The sequence below is a fragment of the Microbacterium sp. UBA3486 genome (assembly GCF_002377845.1).
Lineage (GTDB): Bacteria > Actinomycetota > Actinomycetes > Actinomycetales > Microbacteriaceae > Microbacterium > Microbacterium maritypicum_A.
In genome coordinates this window covers 1-16,922 of record NZ_DFQP01000065.1, presented here as the reverse complement: position 1 = coordinate 16,922, position 16,922 = coordinate 1, and the positions used below count along the sequence as shown (strand labels likewise).

The 16,922-nt window shown below is 68.4% G+C and carries 15 protein-coding genes; 5 read left to right on the top strand and 10 right to left on the bottom strand.

The window, feature by feature from the left end:
* Positions 1 to 152: 152 nt before the first annotated feature.
* Together B2869_RS08915 and B2869_RS08910 are read left to right on the top strand one after the other, a co-directional pair.
* The gene (locus tag B2869_RS08915; RefSeq protein ID WP_292765238.1) at positions 153 to 989 is read left to right on the top strand and encodes an ABC transporter permease; all 837 of its coding nucleotides are present in this window, start codon (positions 153 to 155) and stop codon (positions 987 to 989) included.
* Positions 973 to 1,722, top strand: coding sequence for an ABC transporter ATP-binding protein (locus B2869_RS08910; RefSeq protein ID WP_292765234.1), 750 nt, complete (start codon positions 973 to 975; stop codon positions 1,720 to 1,722). Before B2869_RS08915 ends, B2869_RS08910 begins: the two co-directional genes overlap by 17 nt.
* Before the next feature lies 1 nt (position 1,723).
* Here B2869_RS08910 and B2869_RS08905 read toward each other — a convergent pair whose 3' ends face one another.
* On the bottom strand, positions 1,724 to 2,797 hold the full coding sequence (locus B2869_RS08905) for a glycosyltransferase (RefSeq protein WP_292765231.1): 1,074 nt from the start codon (positions 2,795 to 2,797) through the stop codon (positions 1,724 to 1,726).
* Positions 2,798 to 2,919: 122 nt separating this feature from the next.
* Between B2869_RS08905 and B2869_RS08900 the strand changes: the two genes are divergently transcribed.
* The gene (locus B2869_RS08900) at positions 2,920 to 4,683 is read left to right on the top strand and encodes a DUF4012 domain-containing protein (protein ID WP_292765228.1); all 1,764 of its coding nucleotides are present in this window, start codon (positions 2,920 to 2,922) and stop codon (positions 4,681 to 4,683) included.
* A gap of 143 nt (positions 4,684 to 4,826) precedes the next feature.
* A complete protein-coding gene (locus B2869_RS08895; protein ID WP_029258296.1) occupies positions 4,827 to 5,411 on the top strand; it encodes a hypothetical protein in 585 nt (194 codons plus the stop codon).
* A 209-nt stretch (positions 5,412 to 5,620) separates the two neighbouring features.
* Here B2869_RS08895 and B2869_RS08890 read toward each other — a convergent pair whose 3' ends face one another.
* From B2869_RS08890 to B2869_RS08865, 6 genes are all read right to left on the bottom strand, one after another.
* A complete protein-coding gene (locus B2869_RS08890) occupies positions 5,621 to 7,075 on the bottom strand; it encodes an LCP family protein (protein ID WP_292765223.1) in 1,455 nt (484 codons plus the stop codon).
* Complete coding sequence (purE, locus tag B2869_RS08885; RefSeq protein WP_292765469.1) at positions 7,072 to 7,539, bottom strand: 5-(carboxyamino)imidazole ribonucleotide mutase; 468 nt, start codon at positions 7,537 to 7,539, stop codon at positions 7,072 to 7,074. The genes B2869_RS08890 and purE overlap by 4 nt, the downstream gene beginning before the upstream one ends.
* A 141-nt stretch (positions 7,540 to 7,680) precedes the next feature.
* The gene (locus tag B2869_RS08880; RefSeq protein ID WP_292765220.1) at positions 7,681 to 8,805 is read right to left on the bottom strand and encodes a 5-(carboxyamino)imidazole ribonucleotide synthase; all 1,125 of its coding nucleotides are present in this window, start codon (positions 8,803 to 8,805) and stop codon (positions 7,681 to 7,683) included.
* 115 nt (positions 8,806 to 8,920) lie between these two features.
* Positions 8,921 to 9,424, bottom strand: a complete 504-nt coding sequence (locus B2869_RS08875) for a PH domain-containing protein (RefSeq protein WP_292765466.1) — start codon at positions 9,422 to 9,424, stop codon at positions 8,921 to 8,923.
* An 86-nt stretch (positions 9,425 to 9,510) separates the two neighbouring features.
* The gene (locus B2869_RS08870) at positions 9,511 to 10,281 is read right to left on the bottom strand and encodes a biotin--[acetyl-CoA-carboxylase] ligase (protein ID WP_292765217.1); all 771 of its coding nucleotides are present in this window, start codon (positions 10,279 to 10,281) and stop codon (positions 9,511 to 9,513) included.
* 2 nt (positions 10,282 to 10,283) lie between these two features.
* Entirely contained in the window at positions 10,284 to 11,564 is a 1,281-nt protein-coding gene (locus B2869_RS08865; protein WP_292765214.1) for a CDP-glycerol glycerophosphotransferase family protein, read from the bottom strand.
* Positions 11,565 to 11,681: 117 nt separating this feature from the next.
* On the opposite strand from B2869_RS08865, the gene B2869_RS08860 reads away from it, so the two are divergent.
* The gene (locus B2869_RS08860) at positions 11,682 to 12,755 is read left to right on the top strand and encodes a glycosyltransferase family 2 protein (RefSeq protein ID WP_292765211.1); all 1,074 of its coding nucleotides are present in this window, start codon (positions 11,682 to 11,684) and stop codon (positions 12,753 to 12,755) included.
* Positions 12,756 to 12,846: 91 nt separating this feature from the next.
* Here the strand turns inward: B2869_RS08860 and B2869_RS08855 are convergent, their stop codons facing one another.
* The 3 genes from B2869_RS08855 to B2869_RS08845 all read right to left on the bottom strand — a co-directional run.
* The gene (locus B2869_RS08855) at positions 12,847 to 14,283 is read right to left on the bottom strand and encodes a CDP-glycerol glycerophosphotransferase family protein (protein ID WP_292765208.1); all 1,437 of its coding nucleotides are present in this window, start codon (positions 14,281 to 14,283) and stop codon (positions 12,847 to 12,849) included.
* Positions 14,280 to 15,533 (bottom strand): CDP-glycerol glycerophosphotransferase family protein, encoded by a 1,254-nt coding sequence (locus tag B2869_RS08850; RefSeq protein ID WP_292765205.1) that lies wholly within the window; start codon positions 15,531 to 15,533, stop codon positions 14,280 to 14,282. The genes B2869_RS08855 and B2869_RS08850 overlap by 4 nt, the downstream gene beginning before the upstream one ends.
* A 48-nt stretch (positions 15,534 to 15,581) precedes the next feature.
* Positions 15,582 to 16,922: S1C family serine protease (locus B2869_RS08845; protein ID WP_292765203.1), on the bottom strand; the 1,341-nt coding region annotated here is incomplete at its 5' end.

The following is a 16,922-nucleotide window of genomic DNA, read 5'->3' as shown; positions in this document are numbered from 1 at the left end:
CTGAGCCACGAACCGGCCGCGACCGTCGGGTCGACATTGACAGGTACCGCTCAGAGTCACTCGTATGATTGTCTCCGGTGCGCGCGAGACCGTCGGCGCATACGGAAGGTGGATTCGCGGTGCAACAGGCTCGCACGCTCGATGCGCAGAGGATGACGACCCCCGGCGCGAATCGAGGGCTTCTCGAAGTCTTCCGACAGCGCTACCTCCTCTCCCTCATCGTGCGCAAGGAAGTGCAGATCAGGTACCGGGGCTCGATCTTCGGCTGGCTCTGGTCGTATGTGAAGCCGCTCGTGCAGTTCGTCGTCTTCTTCGTGGCCATCGGTGTCTTCCTCGGCCTGAACGATCGGGTCGAGTTCTTCCCCATCTACCTGCTGTCGGGGATCACCGTCGTCACGTTCTTCAACGAGGCCTTCTCGAACGGCACGCGCTCCCTCGTCGACAACGCGGCGCTCATCAAGAAGATCTACCTGCCCCGCGAGATGTTCCCGATCGCGAGCATGATGATCGCGGCCGTCAACACGGTTCCGCAGATCATCGTCGTCGTGGGCATCTCCCTCTTCTTCGGCTGGGCCCCGTCCCTCGCCTCCGTCGCCGCGATCGTTCTCGCACTCGTGATCATCGCCGTGCTGGCGAGCGGGCTCGGGCTGTTCTTCGGAGCGATCAACGTCACGTTCCGCGACGCGCAGAGCTTCGTCGAGATCATCGTCATGGTCGCGATCTGGGCGTCGCCGGTCATGTACGAGTGGACGCAGGTCGCCCGTGTGGCTCCGGAGTGGCTCTTCGTCCTCTACCGGCTGAACCCGATCACCGCCGCGGTCGAGCTGTTCCACTACGGCATCTGGTTCCCGCTCGGCCCGAGCGACGCCGCTCCCCTCCCCGACCTCTGGATGTACGGGCTCATCGCTCTCGTGACGTCTCTCACCGCGCTGGTGATCGGCCAGCTCGTCTTCCGCCGACTGGAGGGCCGCTTTGCCCAAGACCTCTGAGACCCAGACGCCGACCCTGCCGCGTGTCGTGATCGATGACGTCCACAAGACGTTCAAGCTGCGTCACACGCACTCCATCAAGGAGACGGCGCTCGCCGCGATCCGCCGCAAGCCGCTCACGACGAACTTCCACGCCCTGGACGGCGTCTCCTTCGAGATCGGCGAAGGCGAGTCGGTCGCGCTTCTCGGTTTCAACGGATCCGGCAAGTCGACCATGCTCAAGCTGATCTCCGGAGTGCTCGAGCCCGACACCGGCACCGCGCTCACTCGCGGCCGAGTCGCCGGCCTCATCGAGGTGGGGGCCGGATTCCACCCCGACCTCTCCGGCAGGGAGAACATCTTCCTGAACGCCGCCATCCTCGGCATGAGCAAGAAGGAGACCGAGGCGCGGTACGACGAGATCGTCGCCTTCAGCGAGATCGAGAAGTTCATCGACACCGAGGTCAAGCACTACTCGTCAGGGATGTTCCTGCGGTTGGCGTTCTCGGTGGCGATCCATACCGAGATGGATGTGCTGCTCATCGACGAGATCCTCTCGGTCGGCGACGAGCCTTTCCAGAAGAAGTGCCTGGCCCGTGTCCGCGAGCTCCACGCGCAGGGAAAGACCCTCGTGGTCGTCAGCCACGACCTCAACATGGTGTCCAACCTCTGCGAACGCGGCATCCTGTTGAAGGGCGGGAAGGTCCACTTCGACGGCCCGAGCAAGGACGCCGTCGAAGCGATGCGGGCCTGACTCAGAGATCGGCGTGCAGTCCCCAGAGGCGCTCAGCTGAACTGGCCCACGAGAAAGCCCGCGAACGGTCGGATGCGAGCACTCTGAGGCGTGCGGCCGCACCTCCGGTCGCCTCGCCGATCGCGTCGGCGATCTCCGCGGAGGGGACGAGCATGCCTCCGTCGGCGATGACGTCCCGGTGCGATCCGTTGGAGAGGGCCACGACCGGGATGCCGAGCACCATCGCCTCGACCGCGCGCCAGGGCCATCCGGCGACAGCGTCGGTCGCGACGTATGCGGCAGCTCCCGAGAGGAGCGCCGCACGGTCCTCGATGCTCAGCCTGCCTCTGACGTGCGCGCGCCTCTCCGGCAGCCCTGCAGCGGAAGCCGCATCGGCGTAACGAGGCTCCGCCCCGTCCGGGGCGTCGAGGACGACCGCGTCCAGACCTGCGGACGCCGCACCGCGGAAACCTTCGGAGACGCTCTCGGACGAGCCCGTGAGCACCACGTACTCATCGGGAAGGGAAAGCGCGTCCCGACGCGCGGATGCGTCCACGGGGACACCGAATTGCTGCGGCGGCGCCCCGGCGATCACGCGGACGCGGTCGCCGATCTTCGCGAGCTCCGAAAGCCGCTCGGCCACCGCGTGAGACGGCACCACGACGGCGTCGGCGTGTCTCACGGCTCGTCGCAGCATGCCGCGCTGCCAGGCGACACTGCCCTTGGAAAGCTGCTCCGGCGCATCCCAGGCTCGCAGATCCCACACCGTGACCGTGGTCTGGTCGTTGTCATGCACTCGATCGTGGCGCACGAGGGGGGCCATCAGCGTCGGCGAGTGGATGAGCCCGCCGCCGACGCCCGGAGTGATCCCGAGCTGCCAGGCTGCGGCGAGTTCACGGCGCGCCATCCCGAGTGTGCGGGTGTCTCCGATCCCCGCCACGGGGACGGAGCCGCCAGCGGGAACGATGGCATCCACCGCGCATCCGGAAGGTGCCGTCACGACCAGACCGGTGGCGAGCCCCACCGCGGCTTCCGCGTGATCGGCATCGACGACGCTCACCAGCTGATCGAGAACAATACGCAGCCGAGCACCCATGCTCACAGGCTATCCTCGCGGCCCTCTCTCCCCCGGGAGCGCACCGCCCGCGCCGCGCGAATTTCAGCGTTCACACAGTCTTCGCCCCCCACGACCGCAACGGTTCATGCTTGAATGCTCGGGTGAGCGATGGTCGACTTCCCGTCCGGCGCCGATGGATCGGGTGGACCGTCGGCATTCTGCTATCCCTCCTGGTCATCGCCGTCGGTTGGGTCACCGTCCGCGGAATCGGCGCCGTGAACGACCTCCAGCAGGTCGCGAAGGGTGCCTCGCAGCTGAAGGCTTCGATCGCTACCGGAGATCTCGAGGGCGCGAAGCCGATCGCGCGGAGCATCGCTCACAATGCGGAATCCGCGCACGCTCTCACCTCTGACCCGGTGTGGCGGGCTTTCGGCGCCCTCCCCTGGATCGGACCGAACTTCAGCGCCGTGAGCGACATCGCCGAGATCGCCGACGATGTGTCGAACGACGCCCTCACGCCGCTCCTGGATGTTGCTGCGGACTTCGACCTGGCGAGCCTCGGCTTCGCCGGCGGCACCATCGACCTCGCACCGTTCGCCGAGATCGCCGGCCCGCTCAGCGCCGCGGACACGGCGCTCGGCACCGCGGAGTCGAAGGGCAGACGCATCGACGCGGACGCCACGCTCCCCCCGCTCGCCGATGCCATCCGCACCATGCGTTCATCGGTCGACGAGGCGGCGACCGTCGTCGGCTCGCTCCACGGCGCCGCCGTGCTGCTGCCGACGATGCTCGGCGGCGAAGGCCCGCGCAACTATGTGCTCGCGATGCAGAACAACGCGGAGCTGCGATCCTCGGGCGGGATCATCGGATCGATCGCCCTGCTGCATGCCGAGGGCGGCAAGATCACGCTTCAGACCCAGGCATCGACTCGGGACTTCCCTCCGCTGGAGACCGCGCTGCCCCTCAGCGACTCCACGATCGCCCTGTTCGAGGATCGCCCGGGCCGATATCTGCAGAATCTCACCAGCATCCCTGATTTCCGTGAGGCCGGCGCCGCCATCGCCGCGCGGTGGCAGGGACGGTTCGGCGGGACCGTGGACGGCGTCATCGCCGTGGACGCCGTCGTCGCGAAGCATCTGATCGCCGCGACCGGAGATCTCACCTTCGGCCCCTTCACGGCCACGTCCGAGAACATCACCGACATCCTCCTGTCGGAGATCTACGCGGCCGTCCCCGATCCCGCGGTACAGGACGAGATCTTCGCTCAGGCCGCTGGAGCCCTGTTCGGTGCCGCCCTGTCCCGCGCGGAACCGCGCGCACTGCTCGGAGCTCTCTCGGACTCGGCGGCCGAGGGGCGCATTCGCATCTGGAGCGCCCACGAGCCCGAGGAGACCGTGCTCGCGGCCTCCGCCCTGGGCGGGACGATCCCCGACGACACCTCCGATACGACCTCCGTCGGGGTGCTGATGAACGACACCACCGGCGGCAAGATGGACTACTACACCCGCGCCGCCATCTCGACATCGGTCGGCACCTGCCAGGGAACACCGACCACGCAGGTGCGGGTGACGTGGACGAACACAGCCCCCGCCGACGCCGCGACCACCCTGCCCGCCTACGTCACGGCCGATGGCTTCTACGGCGTACCGGCCGGAACGGTGCGCACTCTGATCGCCGTATACGGCCCCGAGGGGTCGACACCGTCACATATCGATCGGGACGGCGCAGAGGAGGGCGTGCAGACGGCGATGATCGGGGATCGATCGGCGGTGCAGCACGAGGTCTCCCTCGCGCCCGGAGAATCGACCACGATCACGATCGAGTTCCAGGGCACCGGCGCAGGTGAACGTCTCACGGAAGTGCTGCACACCCCGCTGATCGACACCCCCGACACGAGTCGAACACCGCTCCGATGCGCTTCGTGACATTAACAGCTCGATAGGGTACTGTCGACTCACTGGGGAATATCTGACGTCCGCAATCCTGCCGTGGGGGCAGGGCGACGTCACGCAGTTGGATGCAGGGGTGTGTCCAAAGGCGATTCCGCGTGAAATTCTGGGGAGAAATCATGCTGAAGAAACTGGCTGCCATCAGCCTTGCCGCCGGCGCGCTCGTACTCGTCGCGCCCACCGTCGCAACCGCTGCGCCGACGGTTCCGTCCGCGTCGTCCGACTCGTATCCGACGCCTCCCGGCGCCAAGGTCGGCGATCCGATCATCGACATCTGCGAAGCCTCGACGATCGTGTTCGGACCGGGCTACTTCCTGCCGTCCGAGAACGTGAACGTTTCGGTTTCCGGCTACAACGCAGGGAAAGCCGCGGTCTCCGGCAACACCGCTGCCGGAGACGGCAGCCTGACGCTCACGTTCCGTCCGCCGTCCGACGGAGAGGGCTCCTACGCCGTCGCCTTCAACGGCTCGCGTTCGTACACGGCGACGATCACGGTCTCGCACGGCCACGATGCTGCCGTGAGCTGCGACCACGATCCTGGAGTCGCGGCCGCAGGTTCTGAGCTGCCGCTCACCGGCGGGGGGATCGAGCTGGCCCTCACGGGCGGGAACGTCTCGCCGTGGATCCTCGGCGGCGGAGCAGCTGCGCTGGTCGCCGGCGGAGCACTCGTCGCGGTCGGAGCTGCACGCCGCAAGCGCGCCTAGGTCCGGCTGCCGCCTCGTGCGGTGGTCGACTGGACGACGGTGATCCCTCCCCCTCCGATCACCGTCGTCTGGTGCATCCGGTGGAACCCACCGGAAGCCCACGGCCGCTCTCCTTCGGGAGGCGACCGTGGGCTTTGTCATGCGCACTGACCTCGCGCTCCAGCAGGCACGGACCCGCACAGAAGTCCGCCGCTCCGGGGCACCCGGGGTCACGGCTCAGGAGTCGGCGTCTCCGTCGGAGGATGCAGCTTCTGCTGGATCATCTCGTGGATGAATGCGTAGTCGGGCTGGTGCTCGTCCACGCCGGTCTCGGGTGTGAGTTCGATCGAGGTGACCGGTTGCTCTTTGGCCTTGAGCATCAGATCGAAGAACTCCGGGAGCTTGTCGGAGGGAAGGTCGGTGCTGATCAGCGCCGTCCCCGCCGCGGCCACCTCGTTGAAACGCGTGAGAACCGTCTGCGGGGTGAACTGCGCCAGAATCGCGGCCTGCAGCTCTCTCTGACGCTTCATGCGATCCCAGTCGCTGGTGGTGTACCGCGAGCGGGCGTACCACTGCGCCGTATCGCCATCCATGCGCTGCTTGCCGGGCTCGATCCATCCGATAGCCCACTCGTTCACATCGCTGCCCGTCCATCCCTCCGGCGGGCCGCCCTTCGGCAGACGCTCGGTGACGTCGATCTCCACGCCGCCCAGAGCGTCGACGAGCTCTGCGAAGCCGTGCATGTCGACGAAGACGTAGTACGGGATCTCGATTCCGAGAACTCCCTCCGCCGCGTCCTTCGTCGCCTCGATCCCGGGTTCCGAGCCGTTGGCCTTGGCATCCGGATAGAGGCTCGTGCCACCATCCTCTCGACAGACCTCCGCGGCGTTGCGTACATGGTTCATCCAGCCGTTCCAGCCGCAGGTCGATGAGCCATGGCCTTCGAACCCGTTCGGATACAGCTCCTGCATCGGACTGCCGTCGCTGAACGGCGCATTCGGAAGCTCTCGCGGGATACCGGTGATCGTGACAGCCCCGGTGTCGGCGTTCACCGAGACCACCGAGATGCTGTCGAACCGCATCGAATCACGCCCGTCACCACTGTCGGCGCCGAGGAGAAGGATGTTGTAGTAGCCGTCGCTGGGCTGCACGCTCGGTCCGCTCTGTCCGAAGATCGAGCCGATCGTGTTGCGCACCGATCCGACGGCGGTCGCCGCATACGCCGCCCCGCCTCCGACCAGCCCCAGCAGCACCAATGCCACGACCGGAATGGCGAATCGGGACAGACCCGGCACCTTCACGACCCGCACCAGCCGGAGGGTGTCGAAGGTGAGCACGGCCCAGAGCACGACGTATCCCACCAGCAGCACCTGAACGATCGTCAGGACGGCGGCGGAGAAGAAGCCGCCACCGATCGTGAGCCAGAGCAGGACAGGACGCGCGAAGAGGGCGAGGCCCAACGCGACGATCGCGAGGAACCACGAGAGCAGCGTCGCACCGAGGCCGAACCGGCCCAGACGGCGGTTTCCGGCGAGGACCTGCGCAGACCCGGGAACCAACAGGTTCACGGCGATCAACCACCAGCCCCGTTTGGCCATCATCCCCGCATCGGCGGAATCAGGATGCCGCAGCGGCCGGGTCTCGATGAGCGGGCGCCGTGATGCGCGCGGAGGCGCTAGCGTCACAGCGAATCCTTCAACCGTTCGTTCTTCTCCTCGACCTGCGCCTCGAGCGCACGTGCGTATTCCTCGACGCGGTCGGCGAGAGCCTCATCCGACGTTCCGAGAATCCGCGCGGCCAGCAGACCGGCGTTGCGCGCCCCGCCGATGGACACCGTCGCCACCGGGATGCCCGCGGGCATCTGCACGATGGACAGCAGGGAATCCATGCCGTCCAGATATGCGAGCGGCACCGGGACGCCGACGACGGGAAGCGGTGTCATGGAGGCGAGCATGCCGGGCAGATGGGCGGCGCCCCCGGCACCGGCGATGATGACGCGGATGCCTCGTGAACGCGCGTCGCGCGCGTACGACATGAGCTTGTCGGGTGTGCGGTGCGCGGAGACGACCTCCACCTCGTGGGGGATCCCGAAATCCGTGAGCGCCTGAGATGCATCGCTCATCACGCGCCAGTCGGAGTCGGATCCCATCACGACGCCGACCAGGGGCTCGGCGGAAGAGTGCAGTGGCTCGGTCACCAGATCAGGGTACGGTCTGCCGCTGTGAGATTCCCCGAACGGCACACCACTTGCCGCGCATGTGTCGGCGAAGAGCCGACACATGCGATCTGATCAGACGAAGTGCGCGGCGACGGCACGGGCGACGTAGACCGCATCGTCGAGATCGTCGTCTGCAACGTTCACGTGGCCGACCTTCCGGCCGGGCCGGGGCGCCTTCCCGTAGGTGTGGATCTTCGCCTGCGGGTGCTCAGACATCGCCGCCCCGAAGCGCTCGTCCAGCGTCCCTTCGGCCGGGCCGCCGAGGATGTTCACCATCACGGACCACGCGGCACGCGGCGCGGTGCTCCCGAGAGGAAGACCGGCGACCGCCCGCAGATGCTGTTCGAACTGGCCGGTGACGGCGCCGTCCTGACTCCAGTGGCCGCTGTTGTGCGGACGCATCGCGAGCTCGTTGACGAGTATCCGCTCGTCGTCGGTCTCGAACAGCTCGACCGCCAGCATGCCCGTCACGCCCAGACCTTCCGCGATGGTGCGACCGATCGACTCCGCGACTTCCACCAAACGCTCGGTCGCGGCGGGAGCCGGGGCGATGACCTCGGCGCACACCCCGTCGCGCTGAACGGTCTCGACGACGGGGTAGGCGATGATCTCGCCGCCGACGCCACGCGCCACCTGCTGGGCGAGCTCACGCACGAACGGGACGAGCTCCTCGACGAGCAGCGCTTCTCCGTCGGCGAGCGCCGCCAGCCAGTCCTGTGCCTCCTCCGCCGCACGCACGACCCGCACGCCCTTGCCGTCATAGCCTCCGCGTGGCGTCTTCACCACGCCTCCTCCGGCGTGCTCGTCCAGGAAGGCCTGCAGTTCGGTGGCGGTGCGCACAGCCGCCCATTCGGGCTGAGGGATCCCCAGCTCTGCGAGGCCCGCCCGCATCACGAGCTTGTCCTGGGCGTACTGGAGCGCATCCGGCCCCGGGTGCACGGAGACGCCGTCCGCGACCAGTTGTCGGAGAACATCCTGCGGCACGTGCTCATGGTCGAAGGTCACGACATCGACGCCGGCCGCGAAGGCCCGCACCGTATTCAGGTCTCGGTAGTCGCCCACGGCGGTGGACGCCAGCTCGGCGGACATCCCCTCCCCCTCTGCGAGCACCCGCAGTTCGATCCCGAGCTCGACCGCCGGAGCGATCATCATCCGGGCCAGCTGTCCTCCGCCGATCACGCCAACACGCAACGCCATGTGCCGCCTCCATTCGTCTGCACCCATTCTTCCGCACGCGACCGGGCGCGCACGACCGGTTGCCGATGGGCGTCGCCGGCGCCGGCTCGCTCCGCGGCGTGTGCGGCGAGGGAACTCAGTCGCCGACGGCCTGCGCGTCGCGATGGGCGAGGATCTGCCCGACCTCGATCTGGTCGGCAAGTGTCTCGTGCACCAGAGTCACGTTCGGCACGTTCGGCAGTCGCAGCGGGGCGTCGACGCCGTTCGAGAGGATGATCGTGCCCGACCCCCACAACCGCTGCAAGGGCCCCCGCCTCACGGCGATCGTGTAGCCCCGGGCATGCGACATCTCATGGCGCCGACGAGAACCGATCCCCTGGCGGACGATGACCCGCCGCGTCGTGACGGTGGTGCTCCGCGAGTACCAGACGATGAACGGCAGCACGACGGCGAACAGCAACAGCGCACCTGCCACGGCGAGGAGCATCCAGTCCTCGAAACCCGTCGGGAGATTGCCGAAGAAGTATGCCGTCGCCCCGAAGGTGGCGATGAGGACGAGAGCCGACCAGAACAGGCGACGTGCGTGGCTTCGGAAGCGCGCGATCAACAGCTCCTCCGAAGGCGTACCGGGCGGCGGCATCAGGGGCCGCCCGCCGAGCGTCACAGGCTGGGTCACCCCACCATTGTGCCCGTGATCTGCGACAAAGCCGTCTGTGCGGCGGCGTGTCAGCTTCCAGCCGGCCGCACGTGCACGACATCCCCCGCGGAGATCGCGTGCTCGAGACCTTCGGATTCGACGAGAAGACGTCCGTCCGGGTCGATCGCCGTCGCCACTCCTTCGAGAGAGCGTCCAGCCGGCAGCGACACCTGCACCGTCTGCCCGAGTGTCGCGCACCGTGCAGATACGACGCCGTGCAGACCGCTCACGACCGCGTTCTCCGTGACGGTCAGCGCGGAGAGCAGGCCGTCGAGTCTCTCGAGGTAGTTGGACAGCAGGAGATCGTCGTCCGCGACGGCGCCGAGTGCGGCGAACGACGTGGCCGACGGCACGGGAAGCTGCTCGGCCGTCATGGCGGTGTTCACGCCGGCGCCGAGAACGACGGCGTCCGTCGTCGCCTCCGCGAGGATGCCGCAGATCTTGCGTCCATCCACGAGAACATCGTTCGGCCACTTCACGGCGACGTCGTGCGTCGGAAGCTGCTCGGCGATCGCCTCCGCCATGGCCACCCCTGCGGCGAGCGGAATCCACCCGCGCGCGGCAGGATCGGCGGGAAGCGCCCGCAGCAGGACCGAGACGGCGATGGCCGAGCCCGCAGGCGCCGTCCAGGTGCGGTCGAGGCGGCCACGTCCGGCCGTCTGGTCGTGCGTGACCAGGACCGCCAGGTGCGGCCACGCGTCGGCATCGGACGCGTGCGCGCGCAGATCGGCGTTCGTGGAGCCGGTGGCACCCACCAGATCGAGGCGACCGGCGATCGCACGCGCGAGGGGGAGATCCATGATCAGGAGTCCTCGTCGGCTTCTTCGTCGTCGTCGTCCTCGTCGGTTCGAACGGTCCCGACCTCGTGAGCCTGCCAGCGCTCCCACTCCTGCATGAGGCCGTCGACCGCCGCATGGAACTTCGCGGTGGCCACCCCGTGCGTCGTGTCACCGAAATAGTGCTGGACCCACATCCGCAACCGGGCGATCGCAGCCCCATCCGCGCGGACGCGGTCGACCTCGGCCACGATGTCGGCCGCCGCCTCGGCGGTCAACCATTCGCAGTCCGCCAGGTAGCCCTGCGTGTCGATCGAAGCCTGCTCGTCGGTCGGACGCGTGATCATCAGCGGCTTCCCCGCCGCAAGCCGGTCGTACACCATCGCGGAGATGTCGACGATCGCGACGTCAGCCGCCGTCAGCTGCCAACCGAGTTCCGGAGCTGCGTCGTAGATGTGGTGTGCGTTCGGGTCGGCCGCGTTCGCCGCATGGATCGCAGCCACGATCCGTCGGTGCGCGGCTCCGTACTCCTCGTCGACGACCCCGCTGCGAGGGTGGGGACGGTAGATGACACGGTGGGCGCCGGTCGCGAGCAGGCGAGACACGAGAACCTCGCCGTGCGATGCGATCGAACCGTAGTGCGCGCTGGGTCGGTCTCCCTCCCACGTCGGCGCGTAGAGCACGACGGTGCGCTCATCGGGAGTGTACGGAAGAGTGCCGGCGTAATGATCGGCCTGCGGGCGACCGATCTCGATCGTGCGGCGGTCGACGTCGTAGTCCCACAGCGTGCGCGAGAGACGATCACGGGCGGCCTGTCCGGCGACGAACGCGTAGTCGTAGGCCTTGTACTGGTTCGTCGTCATGTACATCTTGTCGGACTCGCCGTGGTTGATGAACACGTGCCAACGCCGCCCGTAGCGGAACATCTGGAAGTTCCGCGTGTTCTGGTTCACGTAGAGCACCAGCCGGATGTCCTGGGTCGCGATGAAGCGCTCCATGTCGCGCACCTTCGGCACGAAGGCCACGGGCGGCGAATCCTCCTCGAGCAGCTTCTCGGCCCCGGTCGCCTGGCGGGAGAGCACGACGACGGGCCAGCGCTTCGAGAGCTCGGCGAGCGGGCGGTACCACTGGCGCATCTGGTACATGTTCACCGCGCCGTCGGCGAAGTAGACCGCGACCTTGAAATGATCGGCCGGAAGCGGTTCGCGCTCGGCGAGCCGCCGCCGCACACGCTGCACCGCGGTGCGAGACGCGAGCGCCCGCTTCAGCAGACGATATGCCTTCTTCGCGTCAGACAGTGCACCCATCCCTCCAGAATAGTTCGTCCGCGTCGCTTTCTCCGGCTGAGCGCCAGCCGCGCACCCGAGGTCTGCCCCTCCCACACCCTCAGGCAACGTGCGTCGACGCCGTGCCATGATCGTCATGTGCCCGCAGACGAATTCCCCACTCCCCGGCCCGGGGTGTCCTTCGTGATGCCGGTGCTCAACGAGCGTGCATACCTCGAACACGCGATCGCGTCGGTGCTCGCGCAGGATGTCGACGCTCCCACCGAACTCGTGCTCGCGCTGGGGCCGTCGACGGACGGCACCACCGAGCTCGCGCGACGGCTCGCCGACGCGGACGACCGCATCCGGCTGGTCGACAATCCGGCGGCGCACATCCCCGTCGGCCTGAACGCCGCGATCCGCGCAAGCCGCTACGACACGATCGTGCGGGTGGACGCGCACTCCGAGCTCTCCCCCGGTTACGCCGCTCGGGCGCTGAAGACCCTGGAACGCACCGGCTCCGCGAACGTCGGCGGCGTGATGCATGCCGAAGGACGCACCCCCTTCCAGAAGGCCGTGGCGCGTCTGTACAACTCGCCGGTCGGGCTCGGTGGTGGCGCATATCACGGGAGCTCCCAGGAGGGCGAAGCGGAGTCGGCCTACCTCGGCGTGATGCGGCGTGACGTGCTCGACGAGGTCGGGTTGTTCGACGAGTCGATTCGACGCGGCGAGGACTGGGAACTCAACCTCCGGATCCGCCAGGCAGGTCATCGGGTCTGGTTCGACCCCGACCTGTCCGTCACCTACTGGCCACGGGAGAGCTGGCTGCGCCTGGCCCGACAGTTCCGTGCCACCGGAGCCTGGCGGGGCGAGCTCGTTCGGCGGTTCGGACGGAGCAACGGGCTTCGATACTTCGCCCCGCCCGCACTTGTCGCGGTCGTCGCCCTCGCCGTCCTCGTCGGGGGCCTGCAGGTGACCGGCGTGCTCACCGGGGTGGCCTCGATGGTCGCCTCCCTTCTCGTGTACGGACCGCTCGCCCTCTACCTGCTGCTCGTCCTCGGCGTCGCGCTGGCTCCCGGCGGAGGGGGCGTGCGACAGCGGATGTGGACGCTCCTCGTCCTGCCGACGATGCACATCTCCTGGGGTCTGGGCTTCCTCGGCGGCGTGCTCCGGGGAGCCCACGACACCGTGGACGCCTCGCGTCTCGGCACCCGCAACACCCCGCTACCCTGACCCCCTCGCACGGAAACCGTGAGCTGACGCCGCGCTGACGAGATCTCTCGCCGGAGGTGTTCCACGCGAGCGTGCTCGCGCGGCGCCGCGCTCAGGCTGTGACGAACCCGAGGTCCAGGATGCGGTCGACCACGCGCCGCGCGGCATGACCGTCATCGCGAGCGTTGAACTGCTGACGCCAGGCGGCATAGCGATCCGCATACGTCGCCTCATGGCGCTCGTCGTCCAGGGCAGCGGTGAGTTCCTCCTGCGTCCGCACGAGCGGACCGGGCGCCCTCTCCGCGAGATCGAAGTAGAAACCGCGCAGCTGTCCGCGATAGTGATCGATGTCGGGCACCAGGAAGTACATCGGCTTCCCGGTGACGCTGAAGTCGAACATGACCGAGGAGTAGTCGGTGATCAGCGCATCCGCGGCGAGCAGCAGCCGCGCCGTCTCCGGGTACCCGGTCACATCGATGACCCGTGCCCCGGCGAGATCCCGCCCCTGTGCCAGAGTGCGGGAGTGACCGCGAACGAGGACCACGGCGTTCGCCTGGCGTGCCAGAAGCTCCGCGTCGACGAAGTCGACCATCTCGGCACGATCGTCACGCCAGGTCGGCGCGTAGAGCAGCACCCGCTCGTCGGGGCCGATGCCGAGCGCTACACGGACCGCAACGGGATCACCCGTTGTGAGCGCATCGTTCCTGGGGTATCCCTCCACCCAGATCGGTCGCCCGAAGAAGGCGTACGCCTTCCGGAGGATGCGCTCGGAATACGGGTTCTGCGCCAGCAGGACGTCCCAGCGCCGGGATTCCTTCACGACCGCCGCCATCCGGCGCGGATCGAAACCGGGACGGTGCAGCGCGAGCCGCTTGAGGGGTGTGCCATGCCAGGTCTGGAGGACCTTCTGGCCGGGCTTGCGGGCGAAGCGCCGTCGCAGCCAATCGTTCACCACCAGCAGTCGAGCGGCTCCGCGTGCGTGCCACCACTGCGGGCTGCCCTCGACGACCGCGATCGCGCCCTCCGGCACCTCGACGGAGAGGTCGACCACGCTCCAATACCGTCGCACCTGGGGGGCTCGCGCCGCCAGTTCCCGGTCGATGGCCCGAGGGTTGCAGCCGACGCTGCGTCCGTAGAAGCTCTCGAAGAACACGGCGTTCTCCGTGCCTCCCGCCTGTGCGACGTACCTCTCCTCGAGGGTGGATCGTCCTTCCGCCGTCTCGTACACCGGATCGATCGGCGCGGCGATGCGCACGACACCGGCATCGACGGCGATGCGCACCCCGGTGAGCACCACCGGAGCGATGCGCACACCGTCGAGGTCGGCACCGGCGATCCGCAGTTCGTAGGAGCCGGTCGGCAGCGGGAGCGAGGGCCCGCCCCAACGCGATGCCTGCAGCGGGAACGTCGCCTTCCAGGTCGCGCCGCCTCCGCTGATACGAGCCTCGACGTGCGCCCGCGGTCCGCGCAGGTCGGCCGTCTCCGGTCGCTGACCGGTCCCTTCGATGATCAGGGCCTCCGCCGCGTCATCGATGCGGGCCGTTGTCATACTGCTCCCTTCGGCGCGGGAATCCCCCGTGCGCGGATGACCTGATAGACGCGTTCGGTGTTGCGTCCGTCCCGATACGCGTGCATCTCCGCGCTGAGCGTAGCGGAACGGACGGATGCCCCGTCGCGGACGGCATCGTCTGCGAGGAGGGCGTCGAGCTGCGCGAGCAGTTCCGTCCAGTCAGCGGCAGCATCCGGGCCCGCGACGTCGTCGAACCGACCGTAGAACCCACGGGTGGTGGCGTACTCCTCCGCATCGGGAGCCAGGAAGAGCACCGGCATGCGCAGGAGACCGACGTCGTACGCGAGTGACGAGTAGTCGGTCACGAGCACGTCGAATGCCGCGAGCGCCGGCGTCACGTCCGCCAGCACTGGCGCCCCGAGCGCGCGCACCCGCCTGCTCGGAAGAGGCGGAGCATACCCGCCTTCGCCGAGAGGATGCGAGCGTACGAAAAGAACGGCGTCACGTTCTTCGAGGAGCCGGAGGATGCGGATCCACTCGTCGGCGGTGGGAACCGCGGGGTCGGGTGCACCGTCACGCCAGGTGGGCGCATACAGGATGCACCGCGCCGTCTCCGGGATCTCTCCCGCCACTGTGCGGAGAAGAGTGGATGCCGCCGATCGCACCTCGTCTACCGCACCACGCGAGAGCACGTCGACTCGGGGTTCTCCGGTCACCACCACGCGGTCGCCCGCGAGGCCGAAGGCCGACTCCAGACGCCCTCTCGCGCGGTGCGACGCCGCGGGGAGCACCCGGATGCGCTGGGCCGCCGCGCCGTAGAGGATGCCGACCGCACGGCGGAGCAGCGCTGCGCCGGGAACGTTCGGAACCTGTGTGGTCGCGGGCGAGTCCAGGCCGATGCGCTTCAGGGGAATCCCATGCCAGAGCTGCACCACGAAGGCGCCGCCGTTCGCATAGCGGTTCACGTCACCGAGCCCGTGCGTCACCACGAGCACCCCGGCCCGCGCTGTGTGCCACCAGCCGCGAAGGCCGCCCTTGCGCGCCGACCGGATGCCGAGCGCCGCCGCATCGCGATCCTCGCGCTCGGACGAGGTGAGCCATATCGTGTCGTGGCCGGCCGCCGATGCGAAGCGCTGCAGTGCAAGGGCGCCGTCGCCCACCCCGGCTCCGCAGCCGAAGACCCAGCGCCGACCGCGCGGAAGGAGGACCGTGCCGATGCGTCCGACGGCATACAGCGGGATCCGCAGGAGCTTGGCCGCATTGCCGGTGCCGAAAGAGAAGGACGCCACCCCGCGAGCCTATCGCGGGGTGGCGTCCTTCTCGGCGCGCGGTGGGCTTCAGCCGGCGAGTTCGCCGAGCTTCACCTCGACGTCGTACTGCTTGCCGCCGCGCACGTAGGTGACCTTGGCATCGCTGCCGGCCGCCGCCGCACGCACCTGAGCGGTCAGATCGCTCGCGCTGGTGATCGGGACTCCGTTGAACGTGGTGACGACGTCGCCCTCCTGGATGCCGGCCGCAGCCGCAGCGCCGCCGTCCGTCGCCTTGGCGATGTACGCGCCGGAGACGGTGGCACCCTGCACGCTCGACGCGTCCTGGACCGAGGCGCCGAGAAGACCGTGCGTCGCCGCACCGTCGGCGATGATCTCGTCGGAGACCCGCTTGGCGATGTTCGACGGGATGGCGAAGCCGATGCCGATCGAGCCCGACTCCTCGGAGCTTCCCGAGCTCGCGATCGCCACGTTGATACCGATCAGCTCGCCCTTGCTGTTCACGAGCGCACCACCGGAGTTCCCGTGGTTGATCGCGGCATCCGTCTGGATCACGGCGATCGAGATGGAGTCCGAGGTCTGCGGCGTGCCGCTGCCCGGGATGTCGAACTGGAACGGCCCCTGGCCCTGTCCCTGATCGGGCGTCTGCTGCTGGTTCGGAGCGTCCTCGGAGGACGAGTCGGGCAGAGCGGAGGAAGCGATCTGGATGCTCCGGTTCAGCGCGCTCACGATGCCCGTCGTGACCGAGTTCGCGAGCCCGAGCGGGGCGCCGAGCGCCACCGCGGTGTCGCCGACGTTGAGCTTCGAGGAATCGGCGAAGTCGATCGGGGTGAGTCCCTTGGCATCCTTCAGCTTGATCACGGCCAGATCGTAGATCGGGTCGGTGCCGACCACGGTCGCCTCGAAGATGCGTCCATCGGACGTGGTCACCCGGATCGTCGGATCCGCGACAGCGCCGCCGAGCGTCACGACGTGCGTGTTGGTGAGCACGTAGCCGTCATCGCTGATGATGACACCCGATCCGCTGCCTGCCTGGTCGGAGCCCGCCACCTCGATGGTGACGACGGACGGGAGTGCGGCGGTCGCGACAGCCGTGGTCTCGTTGACGGAACCGGGGTTGTTCACGGTCACCGTCTGCGGCCCGGTCGCCGTGCCCGAGGAGGGCTGGTCCTGGAGCCCGTTCAGCAGAGCGCCTCCGCCGAAACCGGCGACCCCGCCGACCAGAGCGGCCGCGACGATGAAAGCGGCGAACTTCGCGCCGCTACGAGGCTTCTGCTCCTTGGTCTTCGTCCCCTCGCCCGGCACGCCGGCGGCACCGCCGTCGAGCGGCTGCGTCGGCTGGGTGTACGACGATGCGGTGGGGATGCCGAACGCCGCGCCCTGCGCGGTGGCGGTTGCCGGCGCGGCGGC

Coding starts and splice junctions, on each gene's coding strand:
- B2869_RS08915 (WP_292765238.1), top strand. CDS start 153: ATGACGACCCCCGGCGCGAATCGAGGGCTTCTCGAAGTCTTCCGACAG.
- B2869_RS08905 (WP_292765231.1), bottom strand. CDS start 2,797: ATGGGTGCTCGGCTGCGTATTGTTCTCGATCAGCTGGTGAGCGTCGTC.
- B2869_RS08895 (WP_029258296.1), top strand. CDS start 4,827: ATGCTGAAGAAACTGGCTGCCATCAGCCTTGCCGCCGGCGCGCTCGTA.
- purE (WP_292765469.1), bottom strand. CDS start 7,539: ATGGGATCCGACTCCGACTGGCGCGTGATGAGCGATGCATCTCAGGCG.
- B2869_RS08880 (WP_292765220.1), bottom strand. CDS start 8,805: ATGGCGTTGCGTGTTGGCGTGATCGGCGGAGGACAGCTGGCCCGGATG.
- B2869_RS08875 (WP_292765466.1), bottom strand. CDS start 9,424: ATGCCGCCGCCCGGTACGCCTTCGGAGGAGCTGTTGATCGCGCGCTTC.
- B2869_RS08870 (WP_292765217.1), bottom strand. CDS start 10,281: ATGGATCTCCCCCTCGCGCGTGCGATCGCCGGTCGCCTCGATCTGGTG.
- B2869_RS08865 (WP_292765214.1), bottom strand. CDS start 11,564: ATGGGTGCACTGTCTGACGCGAAGAAGGCATATCGTCTGCTGAAGCGG.
- B2869_RS08855 (WP_292765208.1), bottom strand. CDS start 14,283: ATGACAACGGCCCGCATCGATGACGCGGCGGAGGCCCTGATCATCGAA.